Raw genomic sequence first — 22,019 nt, 5'->3', positions numbered from 1 at the left:
TCAGTGGCCCATGGCGAGTCCGCCGTCGACGGGGACGACCGCCCCGGTCACATAGGCCGCCCGGGGCCCCGCCAGGAAGGTCACGACATCGGCCACCTCCTCGGGGGCCGCCGTGCGTCCCAGCGGGATCTGCCGCACGAGCTCGGCTCGGCGGGCGTCGGTGAGCCGTTCGGTCATGTCGGAGCGGATGTAGCCCGGCGTCACGACGTTGCAGGTGATGCCGCGCGACCCCAGCTCCCGGGCGAGGGAACGGGCCATCCCGATCAGGCCGGCCTTCGCCGCCGCGTAGTTGGCCTGGCCCGCGGCCCCCGCGTACGCGCTCACCGAAGAGATGAAGACCATCCGTCCCCTGCGCATCCGCACCATGGGCCCGACCGCCCGGCGGGCGGCCCGGTACGCGCCCGTGAGGTTGGTGTCCAGGACCTGGGTGAACGTCTTCTCGTCCATCCTCATGAGCAGGGTGTCGTCCGTGACGCCCGCGTTGGCCACCAGCACCTCGACCGGCCCGTGCAGGGCCTCCGCCTCGGTGAAGGCCCGGTCGACGGACGTCTCGTCGGTGACGTCGCAGCGCACCCCCACCACGCCGTCGGGCACCCCGCTGCCGCGGTGCGTGGCAGCGACCCGGTCCCCCGCCGCGGCGAACGCGCGGGCGATGGCGGCACCGATGCCGCGGCTGCCGCCCGTGACCAGTACCGACCTGCTCACCGGCTCACCACTCCCAGGCGACCAGCTCGGGATAGGGCGCGGCGAAGTGGTCGAGTTCGCCGCGCGAGACCCGAGTGGAGAATCCCGCGGCCCGTGCGATCTGACGGGTGAAGACCGTGCGGAAGCGCTCGTCCGCAGGCAGTCCGACCGCGTCGGCGGACTGCAGCATCAGCTCGACGAACCGTTCACGCTGCTCGTCGCGGATGTTGAGCCCCTGGTGGGCGCGGTAGATCGCCTCGAAGCCGCCCAGTTCCTCGCTGTAGCGGCGCGGACCGCCCAGCATCTCGGCCAGGAAGGCGGTGAGGTGGTCCACATGGTGCGAACTGCCGTACCGGAACAGCTTGCCGAGCGACTCGTCGCCAAGCACGGCCTCATGGAAGTGCTCGGCCATCTTGCGCAGCGTGGCCTCACCGCCGACGTGCTCGAACATGGTCGCCACAACGGCCCTCCTCGCTCTGTCTCAGGACGTGTTCACGCTAGGTGGCGCGGGCGGCGGCTTCTGCTCAAGAGTGCGCAGTCGCCCCGGACGGGACGACACCACCGGGAAGGGCCACCGGTTGACCGTGCCGAAGCGGTGGGTTTTCATGAGGGTCATGTCTGGTGGATCACAGAACGCGACGGATCCGGTGCTCGCCTTCCCCACGCAGGAGGCGTGGGAGAAGTGGCTGGAGGACAACCACGCGGACGCCCCGGGCGTCTGGCTGAAGATCCCGAAGAAGGACTCCGGACTGGACGGCGTCGACTACGCCGGGGCGCTGGAGTCGGCCCTGTGCTACGGCTGGATCGACGGGCAGAAGAAGAAGCTGGACGAGCAGCACTGGCTGCAGCGCTTCACCCCGCGGCGGTCCGGCAGCAAGTGGTCGAAGGTGAACCGGCAGAAGGCCACCGAGCTCATCGAGCGGGGCCGGATGCGGGCGGCGGGTCTGCGCGAGGTGGAGAAGGCCAGGGCGGACGGCCGCTGGGAGGCGGCGTACGCCAGTCAGAGCAAGGCGACGGTGCCCGACGACCTCCAAGCGGCTCTGGACGCGTCCCCGAAGGCGCGGGACTTCTTCTCCACGCTCGACAGCCGCAACCGGTACGCGGTCCTCTACCGGATCCAGGACGCGAAAAAGCCCGAGACCCGGGCGGCCCGCATCGAGAAGTACGTCGCCATGCTCGCCGAGAACAAGAAGATCTATCCCTGACGGTCCGGCCCGGGGAGCGGCCGGGCCGAGCTCGACCACACACCGGACCACCGCTCGGCGCCGAACTCCTCGAACCGCTTCGCCTCGGCGAACCGCGGCTCGACCGCGAGGCGCGTCGAGCGGTTGCCGGCGGTCTGGCCGACGAGCACCACCGGCTCGCCGGGAAGGCCGCCTTCGAGCCGGTCGGGGAAGGTTCTCCCTCCTGATCGGTTGGTGGGTCCGAGGGTGGCGACGGCTCGGGCGACGGCCGTGATCCGGGTGGTGCTGCAACGGAGCTTCCGCAGGGTCCGCCGGCCCTTCGGGATCGCCATGGCGCGTTCGCCGAGGCTGCGGATCTTGGCATGGTCCCGGTTGTGACGCCGGCGCCGGTCGCGCAGGCTCCTGCCGCGGAACGGGACGCGGATGGCGGGGCTCTCTCCCTGATACGCCCTGGCGGTGCTGGGGCTGCTGTTCGGTGTCGACCGCTCCACGACCACCCGCGCGCTCGGTGAGATACGCGGGCTTCTCGCCGAGCGTGGGTGCGCGGTCCCCGACCGCCCTGGTCTGCGACTTCGAACCCTGACCGGCGTGTTCGCCTACGCCCGGGCCGGGGGCGTCGAGTTGCGGCTGGACGCCGCCGAGGTCCGGGTCGCCGGCCTGCGGCCGGCCGCGGTGGGAGGCGCGCATTGGTCTCCGGAAGAAGAAGCAGGACACGAGGAAGGCCACGGTCGTCGCCGATGCCCGGGGACGCACGCTCTGGGCTGATGCCATGCGGCCAGGACCGATGCACGACGCGACCGCCATACGCGACGAAGGCGTCGCCGTGTGCTTCCGGCACTTCCCCGACATGGAAGTGCTCCTGGACGATGACTGTCTCGGCCTCGGACGCGACCACCCCGGCCAGGCGATCACGCCATCAAGGAGAGCGGACGGGATCAGCCCGCCCGAAGTCCACGAAGCCCGCCTGCGAGCCCGCCACCAGCACGCGTCCCGACGCGTCAGCGCCGAACACGCCCTCGCCGACCGCAAACGCTGGAAGCAACCGACCCGGTGGACCCGCCGGTGCGAGCCCCTCGCCGACACCCGCCGGGCCATCGCCGGCCTCGTCTCCGACCTCACCGCCGACGCCTGACCACGACCCCGGTCGGGCAAACACGGCTCACCCGCTGTCACGCACCGGCGTAAGCCACTCCGGTGATCACCGGGTGACCTTCCCGGCTTCTGCGGACGCTACCGGTGAGGCGGAGCGGTGTCGCCCGTGCCTACTGTGCGGCGGGGGCGAAGGGGCCGTCCAGGGCTGCCCATTGCAGGAGCAGGATGGTCTTGCCGTCGGTGATGCGTCCGTCGCGGGTCATGGCCAGGGCTTCGGTGAAGGGCAGTTCGAGGACCTCGATGTCCTCGCCTTCCTCTTCGACTCCGCCGCCGGTCCCGGTGCGGTCGGCCGGGGCGTAGGGGGCGGAGAAGAAGTGGAGCCGTTCGGTGACGGAGCCGGGGCTCATGTAGGCGTCGAGGATGCGGGTGAGCGGGCCGAGGGTCACACCGAGTTCTTCGGCCGCCTCCCGGCGGATGGCAACGGACGGGTCGTCCGTGTCGAGCAGCCCCGCGGCGGCTTCGATGAGCATGCCGTCGGGGTGGTCGTTGACGTAGGCCGGGTAGCGGAACTGGCGGGTGAGCAGGACGCGGCCGCGTGCGGTGTCGTAGGGCAGGACAACGGCGCCGTTGCCGCGGTCGTAGGTCTCCCGCTGCTGGGTTTCCCAGCGTCCGTCGCGGCGGCGGTAGTCGAAGGTGGTGCGTCGCAGGACGTGCCAGCCCTGGGAGGTGAGTTCGACGTCGCGGATGACGACGTTCGGGTTGCGGTCGAGGCCGCGTCCCGCTCGGTCGAGCCCGGTGCGGCCGCGGTGGTCGGGGACGTTCACGCCGACTCGGGGCTTCATGCGACCCCTCGCCGGTTCAGGGGCGGGATCTGTGCGGTGTCGTAGTAGACGGGCAGGCCGCGGCGGCGCGCGAGGGCGACGTCCTGGTCGGCTCCCGTGGAGTCACCGGGCAGACGCAGCACGGCGTCGCAGCGGGCCAGCAGGCGCTCGGCGGTCGGGTACAGCACCTGGTCGGCGAGGGGATCGGTGGGGCCCGCGCCGACCGAGCGCAGAACGGGCAGGGCGATCCATTCTCCGATGACGGGAAGGTGGCCGGCGGCGAAGACGGGCCATGCGGCCGCTTCGAGGCGCGCGAGGTTGGCGGCCATGGCCTGTTGGTCGCCGTCGGTGCCGGAACGATAGGGCCCGGCGATGAGGATCAGCATGGGCTTGTCGGTCATGGGCGCTACGATACATGCAGAAACGTGCAACAACAGGAGAGAATACGGATGCTGGCTGCTGAACGGCGTGACCACTTGCTGGACCTGCTCGCTCGGGAGGGCAAGATCGTCGCCAAGGACGTCGCCGCCGAGCTGCGGATCTCCGAGGACACCGTGCGGCGCGACCTGCGCGACCTGGCAAGCGAGGGGTTGTGCCAGCGCGTCTACGGCGGGGCGCTTCCCGTTTCGCCGGCGGTGGCGGACTACGGTGCCCGGCAGGCCGTGGCCCCGGACGGCAAACGCAAGGTCGCCTCGGTGGCCGCCGGGCTGGTGCGGCCCGGCGGCGTGGTGATCCTCGACGGAGGTACCACCGCCCTGGCTGTCGTCCGCGCGCTCCCGAAGGACCTGGCCTGTACCGTGATCACCCACAGCCCGCCGATCGCCGCCGCCCTGCTCGACCATCCGAAGGCCGAGGTCTTCGTGCTCGGCGGCCGCCTGTTCAAGCACTCGGCGGTCACCTGCGGCGCGGCCGCGGTCGAGGCCGCGCAGAACGTCTCCGCCGACCTCTTCCTCCTTGGCGTCACCGGCGTGCACCCCGAGGCGGGACTCACCACAGGCGACGCCGAGGACGCCGCGATGAAACGCGCCCTCGCAGCACGGGCCGCGGACACCTACGTCCTCGCCTCCTCCGAGAAGATCGGCACCGCCTCCCGGTACCGCGTCCTGCCCTGGGAAGAGATCAGCGGACTGATCACGGACACGGCCCCGCAGGACCCGGTGGTCGAGCAGCTCATGACGAACGGGGTCGACGTGCTGACGGCGGGCTGACCACCAGCCGTGGGGCCGGCTCTCCGGCGACCGGTCGTCCGGCGCCCCGGCCCGCCCCGTCGAGACGGACCCGCACCCAGGCCGAGAGCGGCGGTCACCCGACCGTGGCGGACGAAGGGGTCGCGCGGGAGGCCCGCCACCCCGCGGCCCCGGGGGCTCGGCCCCGGGCCGCGGGATGCCACGGCGCCGGCCCCGGCCGCTCCGTCGCCGACAGCGGCTACCTGGCGGCGGGCAGCATGAGGACGGGGACCAGGGTCTTCGGCCTGCGGAGGTTCTTCAAGGTCACCCGGGGGCGCGGTATCGGGCGGCAGCCGGACGGGAGGACGTTCCACGCCCACGGCCACGAGTACGCCCTGCCGCAGATCTACGGCGACAACTGGAGCGGTGGTGCACGGGGCCTCACCTCTTCCCAGGTGTCCGTGGACCGGATCGCCGGCGGTCCCGGTCTGCTCGTCAGCGAGTACGTTGACGGACGGCCTCCCCCGGCTCGTCCGCTGGCCCTTCCAGCCGACGGGCGGTCTGCGGCCACAGGCGGAGTGGGCCGCCGCGGTGCCGCAGGGTGTACATGCCGATCACCACGCCGACGGGACCAGTCCCGTGGGGCTGATCCCGACAAGTCCTTGTGAATCCGAGGTCCGGCTCACCAGCGGCCTCGGGGCATGTCGGCGACAGCGCTTCGGATCGCTGACGCAGCACCCTCCAGCCGCCTCGCGGCGTTCAACAGCCCTGCGGCCTTGTCCTCCAGGCCTTCGATTCTCGTCCGGTCGCCGCCGCCTCCCGCCCGGTCCCGGAGACCGGCTCCGCACGGATCACCGGGACGACCCGGGCGGAGACGTGCGGTCCGGTACGGTCCTGTGGCGGATCAGGACGCCTGCGGGGCCTCCCGTTGGAACCTCGCGTAGAGGTACGCGGTGTCCTTGCCGCCCTCGGGAACGTCGAAGTTGGGCTTCGACTCCTTCTCCCCCGGCTTTCTGAAGCCGGTGATCTCCACGCTGTACTCGTTTCCGTCGATGAACACCGTTTCGGGCTCGTGGATCGCTTCCCAATTGACCACGTCGTTCGGGTGCGAACCCTGGTTGGGTGTCTCGTCGTGACGTAGGCGAACGGTGAAGTCGTGATTGAAGTCCCCGTTCTCGAAGTGCACCCTTATCGCGAGGTACACCCAGAACTGCGACTGCCCCGAAAGCAGGATCGGGTAGTTGTGGTGCGTGAATTCGCCTATCGGGAATTCACGGCCGCCCAGGTTCGCCTCCATTTCGTAGTCCACGAAGTCATAGCCACTCACAGCGCCGCCGGGCGTGGCAGGCTGCCCCCACCTGATCTGGCTGGTGTTCACACCCGTGAGACCAGGAAGGTCCACACTGGTCCCCGTGAATGTGCCGGTGGTCTTGATGAGCCCCACTGCGGGATTCCCCTTTCCCTGGGCTGCGCAGAACGAGTTTCCTGCCGTGTTGATCCCGGGTTTTCGAGAACAGGTCGACGCCACTCTACGAGACGAAGACCAGGGCAATGAAACGAGAAAACAGGACAAACGAGAATGGGGCTGCCCGGGGCCCCGACCAGCGCCGGCGGAAAACGACCGCCCCGCTCACCCCGGGTCCTTGGTCGGGATGACGAGCAGTTTGGCGACCGAGCCGTCGTCGCCGATGACGTCCCGGACGCGACGGAAGCCCCGGCGGCGGCACAGGGCCGGACCGGCGGTGTTCTCGGCGCTCACCATGCCGTAGGCCTCGCGGTGAGACCCGGGGTGTCGGCGGCGTGTGGTGATGCACGACATCGGGTGGAGTCCACCCAGTGAGCCGTTTTCATCCTGGACAGGTGCAGGTCAGCAGGGTGTGGACGCCTTGGACGACCGCGCCGATGGGGCGGGGGGAACAGCGGACTCGCCGCAGCAGCCGCCACGTCCTGAGTTGAGCGAAGGCGCGTTCGCCGGGTGCCCGGAGCCGGGCATGGCCGCGGTTGAACTGCTGGTGATGCTCGGGGTGTTCGCTGTGGTGGCAGTACGGGGTGCGGAAGGTGGCGCCGGCGCCCTGGTGGGCGCGGTCCGCGGGCACCAGGATCTGCCGGGTCGGGCAGGCCTGGACGATGCCATGAGCGCGGGCCGCCGTCAGGTCGTGGGTGCGCCCCGGCGTCGCGCGGGAGAACCACAGCGGGGTGCCGTCCGGACGGGCGACGACCTGGACGTTCATACCGTGCTGCCGGCGCCTCTGGGAGGGGTACGGCCGGTCCGCGGCGATGCGGTCGACGGGGATGAGAGTTTTGTCGACGACGAAGTCTCCTTCGCCCAGGCCGACGAGGACCTCGTGCGGACCGGGGGCCCGGGAGGCCAGGATGTCGAGGGGCTCGTCGGCGTACCGCCAAGCGGTCGCGGTGGAGACCCCGAACCCCGCCGCGAGCTTGGGGCAGCGTCTCGTTCTTGCGCAGGTGCACCAGCGCCGGCAGGGCCTGCTGGAAGCAGCCCGGCTTCCGCCACCGCGTGCCGCGTTCACGCCTTCGGGCACAGATGCGCCACGAGACATGCTCGACCAGTTCGTGAGGGGCGTCGAGCGTGGCACGGTACGGGACCAGGCGAGCCTCCTCGGACGAAGCATGGTGCGTAGAGAACACCACCGCGACGACCAGGAGCCCCGCCTTGTCACGCCACCCCGCCGACCTGCGCCATCACCCCTGCAGGACAGGACGAGAACGGTTCGATGAACGTTTTCCCAGCAGTCGGCGTCACAGCAGTAACCGACCCGAGGGGGGCCACCATGGCTGCCGGACGTTCCCGTCCCTGTTTCGTCTCCACTGCCGCTCTGATCGGGACCATGGTGGGTGTTACCAGCGCCTGTGACACCGAGAGCTTGACGTCCTCGGGGTCCGCTGAGGCGGGCGGGCCCAGGTGCGCTGCATATGGCACGGCCTGGGAGGAGCCTGCCTCGTACGCCTACACCCTGTCATCGACGACACAGACGTTGATGGGAACCTTCCGGATCGAGGTCCGGAACGGCACGGTGACGAAGGTGACCGGGCTCGACAAGGACAGCCAGCGGCAGGCACGGGAACAGCACGTCGAAGTCCCCACCCTCGGCGAACTGTCGAAGAGGCTGCAGCAGGCCCGCTGTGACGACGCGGAGACAGCCGAGGCGGACTACGCGCCCGACGGGCACCCGATGCGGATCTCTCTGGACTGGGACAAGAACGCCATCGACGACGAAGCCCTGTACGGCATCAGCTCCTACGAACCGCACGCTGGCTGAACGACGTCCTGTAAGCCCTGGTCAGACATGTGATGATCTTGGTGTGGGTGTGGTGGTGACGGCGGCCGGGCCGCAGTGGGCGGTCCTGTTCGCCGGACTGGACGGTCGCCGGTTCCGCAAGCTCGCCGGGGTCGTGCGGCGCCGGGGGGCGGCAGGCCCACCGGCGGCCGTCCTTCGGCCGATGCCGGAGGCGTGGCGCCGGGGCTGCCCGAAGGGGGCGAAGCGGCCGCCCCGGTCCGGCTCGCTCGGGCAGGTGAGGTTCGTCGTGCGCTCCAGCCACTCCCGAGGCAGGCGGACGAGGTCGCCCCAGGAGAGTGAGAACCCTGAGAGTGCGCCGGCGTGGCGGACCGCTGCGACGGGTCGATCGCGGTCGGCGTCACACGTCAGCCGCCCGGTCCGCCGACCAGGCCGACGGGGCGACCGGCTGTCGGCCGCACCCCACTCCTTCGGGTCGACCGGCCCCCGTCCGCGGGGCGCCTGGACAGCCCCGGCGCGGGCGGCGGGCAGACTGCGGTCATGCACCGCCGACAGATCAGTTCCATCGCCCACACCCTGCACCCCATCGCCGCGCCGCTGAGCGACACGTCCGTGCGAACACTCCTCGACCGGGCCCTCCCCCACGGCACCGCCCGGCTCCTCGATCTCGGCTGCGGATCGGGCACCTGGCTGCTGCGTGCGCAGGCCGGCCGGCCGGACCTGCGCGCCGACGGCGTCGACAACGACGCCGACGCCATCGCGGCAGCCCGTGCCTCGGTCGATGCGGCCGGACTCGGTGACCGGATCGCCTTTCACGCGCGAGACGCCGCCGAGTTCAGCCCACCCCACGGCTACGACCTCGTCCTGAGCATCGGTGCCAGCCACGCCTTCGGCGGCCTGCTCCCCACCTTGAAGGCAGCCGAGAGCCACCTCGTCCCCGGCGGCACAGTGCTCGTCGGCGACTGCTTCTGGGAGCGCGAACCAGACCGCCGCACCCTCGACTCCGGTTTCGCCGCGGACGAGTACGACGACCTCGCCACGACCGTCGACCGGGTGGTGTCCGAGGGCTGGGTGCCCCTGTACGGGCACGTGAGCACCCTCCAGGAGTGGGACGACTACGAGTGGTCCTGGACCGGCTCCCTGTCCCGGTGGGCCCTGGACCACCCTGATCACCCGGACCGCACCCAGGCCCTCGACGCCGCGGCCCAGCACCGCGCCGCCTGGCTCCACGGCTACCGGGGCACCCTCGGTTTCGTCACCCTGCTCCTGGGCAGGGAGCCCCGGCCCTGACAGCCCGCCCCCGCTCCCCGCGACCGGCGCACCGCGCCGGCCGCGTCCACGTCACCCGCCGAACGCCGTCCCCGGGCCGCACCCCCCGACGTCGTCCAGACGGTGAAGATGCCTCAGCACGGCGTGCGGAACCGACATGTCGACGACGGACGCGGCCGCGGCACACGCGCCCTCGGCTCCCGCCGGGAGCACCAGATCGGCCTGCAGCGCGTCGGCGAGCGCGACGGCCGCCGTGACCGCGCCCAGGAACCGGATGCCCCCGCCGGAGTCGTACGCCACGCTCGACACCACGGGAACGTGGCCGGTGTCGAGGAACAGCCGGACCACCCCCGGATCGGCCTGCACGTCGGCCCCGTCCCCCAGCACCAGGGTGCGGGCGTCCTCGCCCGTGATGCCGACCGCCGGCACGGTGTGGTCGCCCAGGCCGCCGACCAACCGGCGCTGCACGTACCCCGCGACGTAGCGGCGCAGCGCGGCCGGGTCGTCGGCCGGGCTCACCGGAGGGTGCGGGCCGTGGTCGTGCACGACCACGGCCCGCACCCCGCTGTACCGCAGCAGCGCGATGTCGCCGCAGAACGCGTGCCGCAGCTCCTCGTCGGCCAGGACGTGATCGCCCGCCACCACGACCACCGTCCGTCCGTGCAGTTCGCTGAGCCGGGGCAGCATGGCGACGAGCGACTCGGCCGTGCCGTGGGCGGCCTCCGGGCGTTCGCGGGGTCTCACGCCTCCGTACGTTCGTCGGTCCGCCGGTACAGCGTCCCGTCGCTCCATATCCGGGAGACCCGGCCCCACCGCGCGGCGGACGCGACGTCGGGGAAGAAGCCGTGCCCGTTGAGGTTGGCGCTGGTGTTGCACAGCACAGGGACGCCGCTGAGCCGGTGATAGGCGGACAGCACGGCGAAGAGCACGTCGTCGTCGCCCCGGCCGACCGTCTGGAGCCGCGCGGTCCCGTCGAGGTGGACGACCGCGGGGATGCGCTCCTTCCAGTCCGGCCGTACTTCGTGGTCGAAGAGCATGTGCGGGTCCGGCGTGCCGGGCGAGAAGATCTCCGGGGCCTCCTCCTCCAGGCAGATGGGCGCGACGGGCCGGTAGGGCTCACGGTCCTTGATGCGGTTCAGCTCGTCCTTCATGGCCGCGCTGACCGGCGCCGCCAGGATGCTGCGGCCGCCCAGCGCGCGGGGGCCGAGTTCGGCACGGCCGTGCAGGACGACGACAGGCTCCCCGGTCTCGTGGAGGATGCCGGCGAGTTCCTCCGGGGTGCAGGCCGACGCCGTCCAGCCGGCCGGCAGCCCGGGTGACGGGGTCAGCGCCGGGCCGAGCCGCGGATGCCAGTCGAGCGCCGCCAGACCGTCGTGCTGCGCCCGGCCGAGGACGGCCGCGCCGATGGCGGATCCCGAGTCGTTGGGGAAGGGCGGGACCCACACGTCGCGGAAGACGGGCGCGGCGCGCAGCGCGCTGTTCCACTTGATGTTGAGGGCGCAGCCGCCGGCGAAGCAGAGGTTCCACGGCGCTTCGCCCTTGGCGGCGGCGGAAACCTTGGCGGTGATCCGCTCGACGAGGAGTTCCTCGAAGAAGACGTGCACGGAGGCGAGCACGTCCTCGTCGCTCACGCCGTTCTCCGACACCCGGGCGCGCACCGCGGAGAAGAAATCGTGCACGGGCGGCACGGACCTCTCGAAGAGGCTGCCGTACCCGCCGACCGTCGCCCGGTACTCCACCGCGGCCGGTTCGTCGCTCTCGAAGATGCGGTGGAACTCCTCGCGCAGCACGGCCGTCACGGCGTCGTCCGGCTGTCCCAGCGCGATGTAGGCCATGAGTTTGCCGGCCACCGAGAGGTCGTCGACGGTGGGCGACTGCACCGTCTTGCGGAAGGGGCCGAAGTGGTGTCCGGCGATGGCGTACGCGTGACCGAGGATCGGGAAGAGTTCGCCCAGGTTCTGCACGCCCTCGCGTGGGTCGACCCAGTAGAGGCGCGGGAAGAGGCCGCCGTCCCAGACGAGGACGAAGGACGCCTCGCCGCGCCGGGCGAAGGGGCTGGAGGCGTAGGCGCTCGACACGTGCCCCGCCGCGTGCGGGAAGCTGGTGTACGGATAGGTCGCGCCGTCCATGGGAAAGGTGCCCGAGACGCTCGGCACGTCCAGTGCCGGGCAGGCCGGCGACTCACGGTAGGGGCCGACCACGATCTCGGTGGGCGCACCCTGGTCGAGTAGGGAGACCGTGCCGGACACGTCGCCGTCCCAGCCGTCGACCACCCATTCGTCGACGTCCTCGGGCTTGTAGCCGAAGTCGGAAAGAATCTGAGGGATCAGGCTGAAGTCGGCGACGGTGCTGTAGCGCAGACCGTTTCCCAGCTTCTCCATCTCGACACTGAAAATCAGGCGGTCGTCGTCGAGCAGGGCGACGGCTCCGTCATGTGTGAGTTTCAACCCGCAGATTATCAACTGTGTCACTCCTAGGTCTGCTTGAGCAGGCACACGGGCATGTTTCGGGTTCTGGACGAGTCGAAGGCCAGTCTCAGCCGGTAGAGGCTCGACCTGCGGCCGGGGCGGAAAAGAACGCGCCATTCATCACGGGTCTCGCTCGCCGGGACGTTCGAGAACCCCAGCTTCTTGAACCATTCTCCGCCGAATCGGGTCAGAGCCAGCAGGGACTGGTACCCCTGCTCCGTGCCGATGTCCGCGGCCAGGCCGACCAGGGTCCGGCCGATTCCCCGGCCCTGGCAATCGGCCGCGATGCAGAGGTTGTAGACGACGAGACTCGCGCCGAGCGGAGCCATCCCCGCGCACCCGACGACCCGGCCCCCTTCACAGGCGATGACGAACTCCTCGATGTGCCGGTCCAGTTCGGCTGCCGTGCGGCCTATCAGCAGTCCCTTCTCGACGAAGGGGGCGGAGAGGGAGGCGATGTGTTCCGCTTCCCCGTGGCGCGCCGGTCGTGCGACGAGGCCGTTTCGCGTGCTCATGTGCCGGGGAACGGTACGCACCGGCTCAGACGCCATCCGTGCCGCCGGGCGAGGCGGGCGGGCTTCCCGTGAAGCCGAGTCCGAAGTGCTGCTCGGACGGCATCAGTTCGATCATGTTGACGTTGACCCGGGCGGGCTGCGCCAGGCACCACGACACCGCCTCCGCCACGTCCTCGGCGGTGAGCGGATCGAGTCCCGCGTAGAGCGCGTCCGCACGCTCCTCGTCACCGTCGTAACGCACCTTGGCGAACTCGGTCTTCGCCATGCCGGGTGCCACACAGCTCACCCGGACGCCCGTGCCCCGGAGGTCGACGCGCATGTTCAGCGAGAGCTGATGCACGAATGCCTTCGTGGCGGCGTACACGTTGCCACCCAGGTAGGGGTAATGCGCCGCGATCGAGCCGATGTTCACCACGTGGCCCGACCCGCGGGCGACGATCCGGGGAAGGACCAGACCGCTCACGTTGAGCAGACCGGTGATATTGGTGTCGATCATTTCGCGCCAGGCGTCGTCCCGCCCGGACTGGAGCGGCCCGAATCCGCGGGAATGGCCGGCGTTGTTGACGAGCACCGAGATGTCACGGAAGTCCTCGGGCAACTCGTCCAGGGCCCGGTCCAGCCCCTCACGGTCCCGGACGTCGGCCACCACCGGCAGGATCGCACCGGTGGGGTCGTGCTCCGCCAGGGCCTGCAGCCGGTCCGCCCTGCGTGCCAGGGCAACCACCAGGTACCCCTGCCGGGCCAGCACTTGTGCGGTTCTCTCGCCGAACCCCGACGAAGCACCCGACACCACGGCTACACCACGTTCGCCCTGCGCCATGCACACATCCCCTCGTTCTCGTCGCGCTGTGATCGACACAAGAACTCGACGCGTTCACCCAGCGCCCCGGTCGAGGGCAGGGTTCCGGGCACCTGTTCAGCGGCAATGGGGTCTCCTTGCACGCCGGCCGACCAGAGGCACGTCTCCTTGGGCCGAATCCTCTGCCGGCGAGGCACCAGGTCGGAATGACCACTGACCCGTGAAGTCCTAGCCAGTGAAGCCCGTGCTGACACGCACCCGTCATGTGACGTGAGTCACTTACTGGTGCGACGCCGCTCAACGGGGGGCATCCTCCGTGGGACCGGGGCACGGACGCGACGAACGAGCGATTTTCACCCTTGCCAGCTCAAGTCCCGCCCGTGATAGGAATGTTGGCAACGCGCTGGAGGCATGCGTATTCCCCATTCACGTCGTACCCGCCGAGCAGGCCCCCGCCCCCCACTTCCGACACCTCGTGCGCCGTCGATGTGCATCGGCCGCCGAGCACGGACCGTTCGCCTACCTCTGCACGTCACCTTCGACCGACAAGGGAAACAGTGTGTCCGCTCTCCAGAAGTGCCACCTCCACCTGCCCGTCGTAGACCGGCACCCATGACCGAAGGCCCCCTGCTCGAGTGGGACCCTCCCCGCACGGCGACGGCGCTGCTGCTGTGCCTCCCCCACGCCGGTTCCGGTGCCTTTCAGTTCCGTCCCTGGCAGGAGATGCTCGGCCCGGACATCGCACTTGTCGCCGTGCAGCTGCCGGGCCGGGAGAACCGCTGGCGCGAGGAACCCGCCACGTGCATGGCCGAGGTGCTCGACGAGCTGACCCCACGGCTCGCAGCCCGCCTCGACCTCCCCTACTACGTGTTCGGCCACAGCATGGGGGCACTGATCGGGTACGAACTCGCCCGCCGCCTGGGGCGCCAACAGGGCAGCTGGCCGCGCGGTTTCCTCGCATCGGCCTGCCGGGCACCGGACGATCAGGGCGAACCGTCAGGCATCGAACGACTGACCGACGAGCAGCTCGTGGCGGAACTCGTCGCGGACGGGGTCGTGCCCGCAGCCGTCGGCGCCAACAGCCGCCTCGCCGCCGCCGTGACGCGACCCCTGCGCGGTGACAGCGCCATCTGTGACACCTACACCCCGCCCAGAACGGATCCGCTCCTCCCCTGCCCTCTCGGTGCATGGCGGGGACAGGACGACGAGGGCGTGACCGACGGTCACATCCGCAGGTGGGCCGAGTGGTCCACCGGGCCCACCACCGTGCGGACGTTCCCCGGCAACCACTTCTACCACCTGGGCGTTCCCCGTCAGGTGACGGCCGAACTGAGGAAGTTCGTCACGGCCCCGCAGTCCACCCACAACTGACGGCCCCTTTCGGCCGCCCGCGCGCACCGTGCACCGCTCGCACCGCAGACCCCTCAAGTCCCCTTGACCGCCCCGGCCGTCCGGGGCGGGACGACCCCGAAGGAAACCGCATTGCCAAGCAACAATCCGCTGCCCGAACTGGGAGACCCGGATCTCCGGTCGCCCAGGAGCTATCTCCGATGGCTGATCGGCAGGCAGTCGCGCACGCTGTTCCTCGGGGTGTTCTGGGGCTGCCTGTGGATGGCCAGCATGGGTCTGACCCCCTTCGCCATAGGCCGGGCCATCGACGCGGTGTCGGACAAGGACACCGGCCGTCTGTGGGCCTGGACCGGCGCCATCATCGGGCTCGCCCTGGTCACCACCGTCGGAAGTGTGCTGCGGCACCGCTGTGACACCATCGGCCGGCTCAAGGCCAACTACCTCACGTTCCGCCTGGTGGCCTCGCACGCCACCCGGCTCGGGGCCACGCTGTCCAAGCGGGTCTCCACGGGCGAGGTGGTCGCCATCGGCACGGCCGACATCACCCGGATCGGCGCACTGCCCGGGGCCCTCGCCCGGGGCATCGGCAGCGCGGTCACCGTCGTCCTCGTCGCCGTGGTGCTGCTCTCCACGTCGGTCACCCTCGGCCTGCTCGTCCTCATCGGCGTCCCCGCCCTGCTCGCGGGAACCGGCCCGCTGCTCAGCCCCCTGCACAAGCGGATCGGCAATTACCGGGATTTGCAGGGCGACTTGACCAACCGCGCCGGCGACATCGTGTCCGGCCTGCGCGTCCTGCGCGGCATCGGCGGCGAGGCCACGTTCGGCGAGCGCTACCGCAAGGACTCGCAGCGCGTGCGGCAGGCGGGCGTCCACGTGGCGAAGATCGAGTCGGTGCTGCCCGCCGCCGAGGTGCTGCTGCCCGGCATCTTCGTGGTCGCGGTCGTCTGGTTCGGTGCGCGCCAGACCATCGGCGGCGACCTGACCGCCGGTGACCTCGTCGCGGCCTACGGCTACGCCGCCTTCCTCATGCTGCCGATGCGCACGGCGACCTCGGCGTTCCAGTCGTTCGTCGGCGCCGACGTGGCGAGCAAGCGGGTCGTGAGCGTCCTGTCCCTCGAGCCCGAGCCCACCGCCGACACCGCGCCGGCCGTCGTCTCCGAGGCGCCCGACCTGTACGACGCCGCGTCCGGGCTGCGGGTGCGTCCGGGCGTGATGACGGCGATCGCCGCCGCCACCCCGGAGGAGGGCGCGGAGATCGCCGAACGGCTCGGCCGGTACGCCGGGGGCCGGGTGACCGCCGACGGCGTGCCGCTGGAGACCCTGCCGACGGATCAGGTGCGCGACCTGGTCCTGGTGGCCCGCAACGACGACTTCCTCTTCTCCGGCGTCCTCGCCGAGGATCTGGGTGGACGCTCCGAACAGGTGCGGGCGCAGGCCCTGCACGACGCCAACGCCGAGGACATCGTGGAGGCGCTGCCCGACGGTCTGGACACCGTCGTCTCGGAGGGCGGAGCCAGCTTCTCGGGCGGCCAGCAGCAGCGGCTGCGGCTCGCGCGCGCCCTGGCCGCGCAGCCCCCGGTGCTCGTTCTCGTCGATCCCACCAGCGCCGTCGACGCGCATACCGAGTCCGTCATCGCCGAACGGCTCCACGCCTCCAGGTCGGAGCGGACCACCGTGGTGGTGACCAACAGCCCTCTGCTGCTCGACCGGGCCGACGAGGTGGCCTTCGTCGAGGACGGCAAGGTCGTCATGACCGGTACGCACCGCGAACTCGCCTCCGGCTCGCCCCAGTACGCCGCCGTGGTGATGCGGGAGGAGGCGTGAACGCCATCGTCCCCGTTCTTTCCGACAGCCGCACGCCAAGGAGCGCACAGTGAGTCTTCCGGTAGCCGACGCGAAGACGGTGCGCCGTCACGTACGCGGTCTCGTACGCAGCCATACCGGACTGCTGACGCGCACCGTGCTCTGGTTCGTCCTCGCCACCGCCTGCGGTCTGGTCGTCCCCGCCCTGCTGGGTGAACTGGTCGAGCAGGTGGAGAAGGGCGTCACCACCACCCGGGTCGACGTCACCGTGCTGGTGATCGCCGGACTCCTGCTCCTGCAGGGCGTGTTCACCCGCACGGCCCGCCTGGAGGGCGCCCGGCTCGGCGAGCTCGTCCTCGCCGACATCCGCGAGGGATTCGTCCGCCGGATCCTGACGCTGCCCCTGCACACCGTGGAGAAGGCCGGCGGCGGTGACCTGCTGACCCGCAGCACCCGCGACGTGGACTCGCTGTCCCGTGCCGTGCGCATGGGCGCGCCCTCGATCCTGGTCGCGGGCCTCTCCGTGGCGCTGACATTGGTGGCGCTGATCATCACCAGTCCCCTCATGGTTCTTCCCTGCCTGGTCGCCGTCCCGGTCATCGTCTGGTCGACCCGCTGGTACCTGAAGCGGGCCCGGGACGCCTACCTCGCCGAAGCGGCGAGCTACTCCGACCTGACCCAAGGGCTCAACGAGACCGTGTCCGGTGCCCGCACCGTGGAGTCGCTGCGCCGGTCCGGTCCGCGCGTGCGCCGCACGGACGAGGACGTCGAGCGGGCCAACCGCGCCGAGCGGCGCACGCTGTTCCTGCGCAGTGTCTGGTTCCCGCTGATGGACTTCGGCTACATCCTGCCGGTCGCCGCGACCCTGCTGTTCGGCGGCCTCTTCTACATCGAGGGCTGGGTGAGCCTCGGCGAGGTCACCGCCGCGACCCTGTACACCAGGGCCGTGATCGACCCGCTGGACGAACTCCTCGGCTGGCTCGACGAGCTGCAGGTGGGCGACGCCTCGCTCGCCCGTCTCATCGGCGTGGAGTCGGCGGCGGAGCCGGAGAGGACCACCGCCCGCCGCCCCGCCGACGACCGGCTCATCGCGGAGGGCATCGCCTACGGATACCGGCCCGGCCACGACGTGCTCAAGAACGTGTCCTTGAGCACCGGCGCCGGTGAGCGCGTCGCCATCGTCGGTCCCTCGGGCGCCGGCAAGTCCACGCTCGCCCGGATCCTCACCGGCATCCACGAGCCGCGCACCGGCTCGGTCACCCTCGGCGGAGTGCCGGTCCGTGAACTGCCGTTGGAGGAGCTGCGCCGCCATGTGGCGCTCGTCACGCAGGAACACCACGTGTTCCTCGGGACCGTGCGCGACAACGTCGCGCTGGCCGCGCCGGATGCCACCGACGCCGAAGTGAGGGCGGCCCTGGCGGCGGTGGCGGCCGACGAGTGGGTGCAGGCACTGCCCGACGGCATCGACACCGAGCTGGGCACCGACAAGACGTCGGTCTCACCCGCTCAGGCACAGCAACTGGCCCTGGCCCGACTGGTGCTGGCCGACCCGCACACCCTGGTGCTGGACGAGGCCACCTCCCTGCTGGACCCGCGGGCCGCGCGGGACCTGGAGCGTTCGCTCGCGGGCGTTCTGCGCGGGCGCACCGTCATCGCCATCGCCCACCGGCTGCACACGGCACACGACGCGGACCGCGTGGTCGTGATGGAGGACGGCCGCATCACCGAGCAGGGCCCGCACGCGGAGCTCGTCTCGGCCCACGGCACCTACGCGGGCCTGTGGGAGTCCTGGCACGGGCGCGGCCCCTCGACCTGAATTCCGCTGCCTCATCGACCCCGTTGAACCAGCCCGAACACTGAGCTCCGGGAGAGACCTTGCAAGCTGAGCGCACGCACATCGTCGACGCCGAAGCCGTCGCCACCATCGTCACGAAGGTGGGACTGGGGCAACTCTACGATCTGACCATCGCCCGCATGGAGGCGGTTCTCACCGGTGGACCCGGCGCGCCGGCGGAGATGAAGCAGCGGGACGGCTTCCTGCTGGAGACGCCGCAGTTGGGCCTGCTGGAGTGGATGCCGGCGGTCCGCCAAGGCGCCACGGTCTCCATCAAGATGGTCTCCTACAACCCGCACAATCCGGTCAAGAACCAACTGCCCACCATCCTGTCGACCCTGTGCGCCTTCGACACGGACAGCGGCCACCTTCGCGCCGTGGTCGACGGCACGTTCGCCACCGCCGTCCGTACGGGCGCGGCGTCCGCGCTGGCCAGCCGGGTGCTCGCTCGCCCGGACTCCGCCGTGCTCGGCCTGGTGGGCTGCGGCGCCCAGGCGGTCACGCAGTTGCACGCCCTGGCACGCGTCTTCTCGTTCTCCGAGGTGCTCGTCCACGACAAGGACGCGCGGGCGGAGAACTCCTTCGCGGCCAGGGCCCGGATGCCCGAGGGGCTGGTGCGCGTCGCGCCGCTTTGGGAGGTGGAGGAGCGGGCCGACGTGCTGTGCACCGCCACCTCGGTCGGCCCCCACGAGGGGCCGGTCATCCGGGGCACGTCGCTCAAGCCCTGGGTGCACGTCAACACCATCGGCTCGGACATGCCGGGCAAGACGGAGCTGCCGCTGGACCTCCTGCGCGCGGCGGTCGTCTGTCCGGACCACGTGGAACAGGCGCGGGCCGAGGGGGACTGCCAGCAGCTCGCCCCAGAGGAGATCGGGGCTCCGCTCCCCGACCTGCTGCGCGACCCGGACGCGCACCGCAGACTGTCGCCGGTCACCACCGTGTACGACTCGACGGGCCTCGCGCTGCAGGATCTCGTCATGGTGGAGGTGCTCGAGGAGCTGGCCCGGGACCTCGACGTCGGACACCACGTCTGCATCGAGGCGACGGCCGACGACCCGCAGGACCCGTACTCGTTCCTGCCCGCGGAGGTCACCCGGTCCCTGACCGGCACGTCCGGGGCGCGGCGATGACGGCCGTGACGCCGCCGGGACACGCGGGGCCGGTGGTTGACATCGGTGTCACCACGGTGCTGGAGCTGATCGACCGTGAGGTGGCCGCGCATCCGCAGGCCCCCGCGGTCCGCGAGCCGGGCCGCATGGTGACGTACGCGGAACTGGACCGGCTCGCGGACACCGTCGCGGGCCGGCTCGTGCGGGAACTCGGGATCGGCCGCGGTGACGTCGTGCTCATCGCCGCGCAGGCGGGGGGCGACTTCACCGCGGCGCTCCTGGGCACGCTGCGCGCCGGAGCCGCATACCTGCCGGTGGACACGACCTACCCGCCCGAGCGTGTCGCGCAGATCCTGCGCGCGAGCAGCGCGGCGCTGCTGGTGACGGCCGACGCCAGGGTGGCGGGCGCCGGCTCGCGGGCGGCGCGGACGACGGGTCTCGCGGAGCTGGTGGCGCCGGATCCGGGGGGCGCTTCCGCCGCGTCCGGCGTCCGCGCCCGGCCGGCGCCGGAGGATCCCGCGTACGTCATCTTCTCGTCGGGGTCCACCGGCGTGCCCAAAGGCATCGTCCAGACGCACCGCTGCCTGGCCAACTTCGTCTCCTGGCAGGTGGATGGCTCCGGTCTCGGACGCGGGCGCCGGGTCCTCCAGGTGGCTCCCCTCACGTTCGACGTCTCGGTGCAGGAGATCTTCTACACCCTTGCGTCGGGCGGGTGCCTGTACGTGCCGGAGCCGCAGGTACGGCGCGATCCGCGGGACCTGATCGACTACGTGGTGGACGAGCGCATCGAGGTCGTGGACTTCCCGCAGTCGCTCATCGACGTGGTCATGTCGCTGCCGACGAACTTCGCGCACGCGACGCATCTGCGCCACATCATCAGCGCGGGCGAGACGGTACGGGTGACCGGGGCCCTGGAGGAGCTCCTCACCCGCCGGCCGGAGATCACCCTGCACAACCACTACGGCCCCGCCGAGAACCACATGGTGGCCAGCCACTCGGTGAGCGGTGCGTCCGGCAACCTGGAACCGCGGCCACCGGTCGGGTCCTTGGTGTGGAACACCTACGTCTACCTGCTGGACGAGCGGGGCAAGCCCGTTCCGGACGGGGACGTGGGCGAGATCTTCATCGGCGGCGTGGGCGTGGCCATCGGCTACACGGACAGCGAGCTGAGCCGTACCGCGTTCGTGCCCGACCCGTTCCGCCCCGGCGCCCGCCTGTACCGCACCCGCGACCGCGGGGTCTGGCGGGCGGACCAGACCCTGCAACTGCTGGGCCGGATGGACGACCTGATCAAGATCCGGGGCAACGCGGTGGAACCCCGCGAGGTGGAGGCGCACCTCACGGACTTTCCGGGGGTGCGGGACGCGGCGGCGTTCCCGGTGGTGCGGGCCGACGGGGCGGTGGAGCTGCACGCGGTGCTCACCGGTGATCCTCCGCCGGCCCCGGAAGTGCGCCGCGCGCTGCTCGCCGTGCTGCCCGACTACATGGTGCCGGTGCGCTGGTGGCTCGCGGACGGCCTGCCGGTGTCACCCAACGGAAAGCTGGACCGCAAGGTCCTGCCCGGCCCCGGGGCGCAGCCCCTGTCCCTCGTCCCTCACCACTCGAACGCCTCGCGGTAACCACGCTTCTCGATGCAGTACGTACGGAACGCCCTGGCCTTGTCGACCAGCGCGCCGTCCCCGGTGCGTGCGGCGGCCTCGACGAACCAGTCGAAAGCCGCCGTGGCGTGGGCCTGCCGCGTGAAGTGGACTGCCGCGAAGCGCCGGAAGGCGGCGCGCAGGGTGGCCGAGGTCAATTCGGCCGAGGACAGCAGCTCCTCCACCTCGGCGTCCGAGATAGGCGGGCGCTCGATGATACGGACGGGCAGCTCGGCCGGAATCGAGTTCCTGATCTCGATCGGCTCGTCGACTCCTGAGAAATCGAGACACAGTGAAAGCCTGGGCAGAGGAGAGATACTCCGGGCCGAGTGCGGAACAGTCGTGTGTATTTTCCACACCTCACCACGCCGGAGGTGATAGACGATGTCTTCCTCGGAGTGCAGGGAATCCTCGTCCGTGCGCAGCGGAATCTGAAGCCGTGTACCCGGCTCGGAGAATTCGAGGAAATCGACGTGTGGTGCGAGAATTCCATCACCGAGGCTGAACACACGAACCCACTGCAGCCTTTCGAGCGGGAAGTTGTCGGTGACGATCGACATGATCCCGGGAAGCTTCCGCCCCAGCTCAGTCTGGGTAAGCTGTCCCTCGTAGGGTCGGAACGAGGTGTCCTTGTCGCTTCCCCCGGAATTGGCAAGGACATGCGCCGACCAGGATCCGAAGGTAAACGCGTCGTATTCACCTCCGGCATCGTTCGAGTCGATGATCGACAGCTCTTCACTCAAATCGTAGGAGTCGATCGGAAGCGTGGCGAGCCTTTGCGACTTGAGCATGCAGGATCCCGTCAATTGATGGGTGCACAGGGCACCGGACGCCGATGATCGGCAATCGTAACGGCTGTCAGTTGGAAGGGCAATGATCGATTTTGCGCCCCGGACCGGGGATTGACAAGATCTATTTCTCTTGCACAGAATCTCACGGTGCCATCATGTTCGTCAGAATCTTCGATGGATTGGGTGAGCCCGAGAAATGCTGATTGGCGAAGCACTGAGTGAATCCTGGCTCCCCCGGTT

21 protein-coding genes and 2 pseudogenes are annotated in these 22,019 nt (G+C 70.6%); 10 read left to right on the top strand and 13 right to left on the bottom strand.

Annotated elements, in window-relative coordinates:
• Positions 1-705: a 3-oxoacyl-ACP reductase FabG gene (gene fabG / locus ACZ4V6_RS30280; protein ID WP_467833620.1), complete on the bottom strand. Its 705-nt coding sequence runs from the start codon at positions 703-705 to the stop codon at positions 1-3.
• A 4-nt stretch (positions 706-709) separates the two neighbouring features.
• A complete protein-coding gene (locus tag ACZ4V6_RS30275) occupies positions 710-1,135 on the bottom strand; it encodes a group II truncated hemoglobin (RefSeq protein ID WP_467833670.1) in 426 nt (141 codons plus the stop codon).
• Positions 1,136-1,289: 154 nt separating this feature from the next.
• On the opposite strand from ACZ4V6_RS30275, the gene ACZ4V6_RS30270 reads away from it, so the two are divergent.
• A complete protein-coding gene (locus tag ACZ4V6_RS30270) occupies positions 1,290-1,889 on the top strand; it encodes a YdeI/OmpD-associated family protein (protein ID WP_467833618.1) in 600 nt (199 codons plus the stop codon).
• Here ACZ4V6_RS30270 and ACZ4V6_RS30265 read toward each other — a convergent pair.
• Complete coding sequence (locus ACZ4V6_RS30265) at positions 1,880-2,200, bottom strand: hypothetical protein (protein WP_467833617.1); 321 nt, start codon at positions 2,198-2,200, stop codon at positions 1,880-1,882. The two genes, ACZ4V6_RS30270 and ACZ4V6_RS30265, sit on opposite strands and share 10 nt — an antisense overlap.
• A 121-nt stretch (positions 2,201-2,321) precedes the next feature.
• On the opposite strand from ACZ4V6_RS30265, the pseudogene ACZ4V6_RS30260 reads away from it, so the two are divergent.
• Positions 2,322-3,000: pseudogene (locus ACZ4V6_RS30260) on the top strand (transposase family protein); the annotation flags it as partial.
• A 130-nt stretch (positions 3,001-3,130) separates the two neighbouring features.
• Here the strand turns inward: ACZ4V6_RS30260 and ACZ4V6_RS30255 are convergent.
• The gene (locus tag ACZ4V6_RS30255) at positions 3,131-3,802 is read right to left on the bottom strand and encodes an NUDIX domain-containing protein (RefSeq protein ID WP_467833615.1); all 672 of its coding nucleotides are present in this window, start codon (positions 3,800-3,802) and stop codon (positions 3,131-3,133) included.
• On the bottom strand, positions 3,799-4,182 hold the full coding sequence (locus tag ACZ4V6_RS30250; RefSeq protein ID WP_467833613.1) for a DUF4406 domain-containing protein: 384 nt from the start codon (positions 4,180-4,182) through the stop codon (positions 3,799-3,801). Before ACZ4V6_RS30250 ends, ACZ4V6_RS30255 begins: the two co-directional genes overlap by 4 nt.
• A gap of 48 nt (positions 4,183-4,230) precedes the next feature.
• Here ACZ4V6_RS30250 and ACZ4V6_RS30245 point away from each other — a divergent pair, with 48 nt between their 5' ends.
• Positions 4,231-4,989: a DeoR/GlpR family DNA-binding transcription regulator gene (locus ACZ4V6_RS30245; RefSeq protein WP_467833611.1), complete on the top strand. Its 759-nt coding sequence runs from the start codon at positions 4,231-4,233 to the stop codon at positions 4,987-4,989.
• Between the two features lie 862 nt (positions 4,990-5,851).
• On the opposite strand, the gene ACZ4V6_RS30240 is transcribed toward ACZ4V6_RS30245, so the two are convergent.
• The 3 genes and pseudogenes from ACZ4V6_RS30240 to ACZ4V6_RS30230 all read right to left on the bottom strand — a co-directional run bounded on the left by ACZ4V6_RS30240 (position 5,852) and on the right by ACZ4V6_RS30230 (position 7,599).
• On the bottom strand, positions 5,852-6,391 hold the full coding sequence (locus ACZ4V6_RS30240) for a choice-of-anchor K domain-containing protein (RefSeq protein WP_467833610.1): 540 nt from the start codon (positions 6,389-6,391) through the stop codon (positions 5,852-5,854).
• Positions 6,392-6,577: 186 nt separating this feature from the next.
• Positions 6,578-6,709: a hypothetical protein gene (locus ACZ4V6_RS30235; RefSeq protein ID WP_467833608.1), complete on the bottom strand. Its 132-nt coding sequence runs from the start codon at positions 6,707-6,709 to the stop codon at positions 6,578-6,580.
• Positions 6,710-6,794: 85 nt separating this feature from the next.
• Positions 6,795-7,599 (bottom strand): annotated as a pseudogene (locus ACZ4V6_RS30230) (transposase family protein).
• Between the two features lie 83 nt (positions 7,600-7,682).
• On the opposite strand from ACZ4V6_RS30230, the gene ACZ4V6_RS30225 reads away from it, so the two are divergent.
• Both ACZ4V6_RS30225 and ACZ4V6_RS30220 read left to right on the top strand, forming a co-directional pair.
• Positions 7,683-8,228: a DUF6174 domain-containing protein gene (locus tag ACZ4V6_RS30225; RefSeq protein ID WP_467833606.1), complete on the top strand. Its 546-nt coding sequence runs from the start codon at positions 7,683-7,685 to the stop codon at positions 8,226-8,228.
• A 516-nt stretch (positions 8,229-8,744) separates the two neighbouring features.
• Positions 8,745-9,494 (top strand): SAM-dependent methyltransferase, encoded by a 750-nt coding sequence (locus ACZ4V6_RS30220; protein ID WP_467833605.1) that lies wholly within the window; start codon positions 8,745-8,747, stop codon positions 9,492-9,494.
• Between the two features lie 51 nt (positions 9,495-9,545).
• On the opposite strand, the gene ACZ4V6_RS30215 is transcribed toward ACZ4V6_RS30220, so the two are convergent.
• The 4 genes from ACZ4V6_RS30215 to ACZ4V6_RS30200 are packed head-to-tail and all read right to left on the bottom strand — an operon-like array spanning position 9,546 to position 13,315.
• Positions 9,546-10,217 carry an amino acid kinase family protein gene (locus tag ACZ4V6_RS30215; RefSeq protein WP_467833603.1) on the bottom strand — a complete coding sequence of 224 codons (672 nt, stop codon included), beginning with the start codon at positions 10,215-10,217 and terminating at the stop codon, positions 9,546-9,548.
• Positions 10,214-11,920 carry a carbamoyltransferase N-terminal domain-containing protein gene (locus ACZ4V6_RS30210; RefSeq protein WP_467833601.1) on the bottom strand — a complete coding sequence of 569 codons (1,707 nt, stop codon included), beginning with the start codon at positions 11,918-11,920 and terminating at the stop codon, positions 10,214-10,216. The genes ACZ4V6_RS30215 and ACZ4V6_RS30210 overlap by 4 nt, the downstream gene beginning before the upstream one ends.
• A gap of 26 nt (positions 11,921-11,946) precedes the next feature.
• Positions 11,947-12,456: a GNAT family N-acetyltransferase gene (locus ACZ4V6_RS30205; RefSeq protein WP_467833599.1), complete on the bottom strand. Its 510-nt coding sequence runs from the start codon at positions 12,454-12,456 to the stop codon at positions 11,947-11,949.
• A 25-nt stretch (positions 12,457-12,481) separates the two neighbouring features.
• On the bottom strand, positions 12,482-13,315 hold the full coding sequence (locus ACZ4V6_RS30200) for an SDR family NAD(P)-dependent oxidoreductase (RefSeq protein WP_467833597.1): 834 nt from the start codon (positions 13,313-13,315) through the stop codon (positions 12,482-12,484).
• 552 nt (positions 13,316-13,867) lie between these two features.
• Between ACZ4V6_RS30200 and ACZ4V6_RS30195 the strand changes: the two genes are divergently transcribed.
• From ACZ4V6_RS30195 to ACZ4V6_RS30175, 5 genes are all read left to right on the top strand, one after another.
• Positions 13,868-14,626: a thioesterase II family protein gene (locus ACZ4V6_RS30195; protein ID WP_467833596.1), complete on the top strand. Its 759-nt coding sequence runs from the start codon at positions 13,868-13,870 to the stop codon at positions 14,624-14,626.
• A gap of 111 nt (positions 14,627-14,737) precedes the next feature.
• Complete coding sequence (locus tag ACZ4V6_RS30190; RefSeq protein ID WP_467833594.1) at positions 14,738-16,429, top strand: ABC transporter transmembrane domain-containing protein; 1,692 nt, start codon at positions 14,738-14,740, stop codon at positions 16,427-16,429.
• A 49-nt stretch (positions 16,430-16,478) separates the two neighbouring features.
• Positions 16,479-18,224, top strand: a complete 1,746-nt coding sequence (locus tag ACZ4V6_RS30185) for an ABC transporter ATP-binding protein (protein WP_467833593.1) — start codon at positions 16,479-16,481, stop codon at positions 18,222-18,224.
• A gap of 59 nt (positions 18,225-18,283) precedes the next feature.
• Complete coding sequence (locus ACZ4V6_RS30180; protein ID WP_467833592.1) at positions 18,284-19,372, top strand: ornithine cyclodeaminase family protein; 1,089 nt, start codon at positions 18,284-18,286, stop codon at positions 19,370-19,372.
• A gap of 32 nt (positions 19,373-19,404) precedes the next feature.
• Positions 19,405-20,970, top strand: a complete 1,566-nt coding sequence (locus tag ACZ4V6_RS30175) for an amino acid adenylation domain-containing protein (RefSeq protein ID WP_467833591.1) — start codon at positions 19,405-19,407, stop codon at positions 20,968-20,970.
• Here ACZ4V6_RS30175 and ACZ4V6_RS30170 read toward each other — a convergent pair.
• Positions 20,946-21,779, bottom strand: coding sequence for a putative nonproteinogenic amino acid hydroxylase (locus tag ACZ4V6_RS30170; protein WP_467833589.1), 834 nt, complete (start codon positions 21,777-21,779; stop codon positions 20,946-20,948). The genes ACZ4V6_RS30175 and ACZ4V6_RS30170 overlap by 25 nt on opposite strands.
• Positions 21,780-22,019: the final 240 nt, after the last annotated feature.

This window comes from Streptomyces sp. NPDC029152 (genome assembly GCF_055564355.1).
This window is presented reverse-complemented; position numbering and strand designations above follow the sequence as displayed.

What these genes read in the sequence shown, in the direction of transcription:
- ACZ4V6_RS30250 (WP_467833613.1), bottom strand. Translation starts at nt 4,182, where the DNA reads ATGACCGACAAGCCCATGCTGATCCTCATCGCCGGGCCCTATCGTTCC.
- ACZ4V6_RS30255 (WP_467833615.1), bottom strand. Translation starts at nt 3,802, where the DNA reads ATGAAGCCCCGAGTCGGCGTGAACGTCCCCGACCACCGCGGCCGCACC.
- ACZ4V6_RS30225 (WP_467833606.1), top strand. Translation starts at nt 7,683, where the DNA reads ATGAACGTTTTCCCAGCAGTCGGCGTCACAGCAGTAACCGACCCGAGG.
- ACZ4V6_RS30170 (WP_467833589.1), bottom strand. Translation starts at nt 21,779, where the DNA reads ATGCTCAAGTCGCAAAGGCTCGCCACGCTTCCGATCGACTCCTACGAT.
- ACZ4V6_RS30235 (WP_467833608.1), bottom strand. Translation starts at nt 6,709, where the DNA reads ATGGTGAGCGCCGAGAACACCGCCGGTCCGGCCCTGTGCCGCCGCCGG.
- ACZ4V6_RS30270 (WP_467833618.1), top strand. Translation starts at nt 1,290, where the DNA reads ATGAGGGTCATGTCTGGTGGATCACAGAACGCGACGGATCCGGTGCTC.
- ACZ4V6_RS30195 (WP_467833596.1), top strand. Translation starts at nt 13,868, where the DNA reads ATGACCGAAGGCCCCCTGCTCGAGTGGGACCCTCCCCGCACGGCGACG.
- ACZ4V6_RS30220 (WP_467833605.1), top strand. Translation starts at nt 8,745, where the DNA reads ATGCACCGCCGACAGATCAGTTCCATCGCCCACACCCTGCACCCCATC.
- ACZ4V6_RS30245 (WP_467833611.1), top strand. Translation starts at nt 4,231, where the DNA reads ATGCTGGCTGCTGAACGGCGTGACCACTTGCTGGACCTGCTCGCTCGG.
- ACZ4V6_RS30205 (WP_467833599.1), bottom strand. Translation starts at nt 12,456, where the DNA reads ATGAGCACGCGAAACGGCCTCGTCGCACGACCGGCGCGCCACGGGGAA.
- ACZ4V6_RS30275 (WP_467833670.1), bottom strand. Translation starts at nt 1,135, where the DNA reads ATGTTCGAGCACGTCGGCGGTGAGGCCACGCTGCGCAAGATGGCCGAG.
- ACZ4V6_RS30265 (WP_467833617.1), bottom strand. Translation starts at nt 2,200, where the DNA reads ATGGCGATCCCGAAGGGCCGGCGGACCCTGCGGAAGCTCCGTTGCAGC.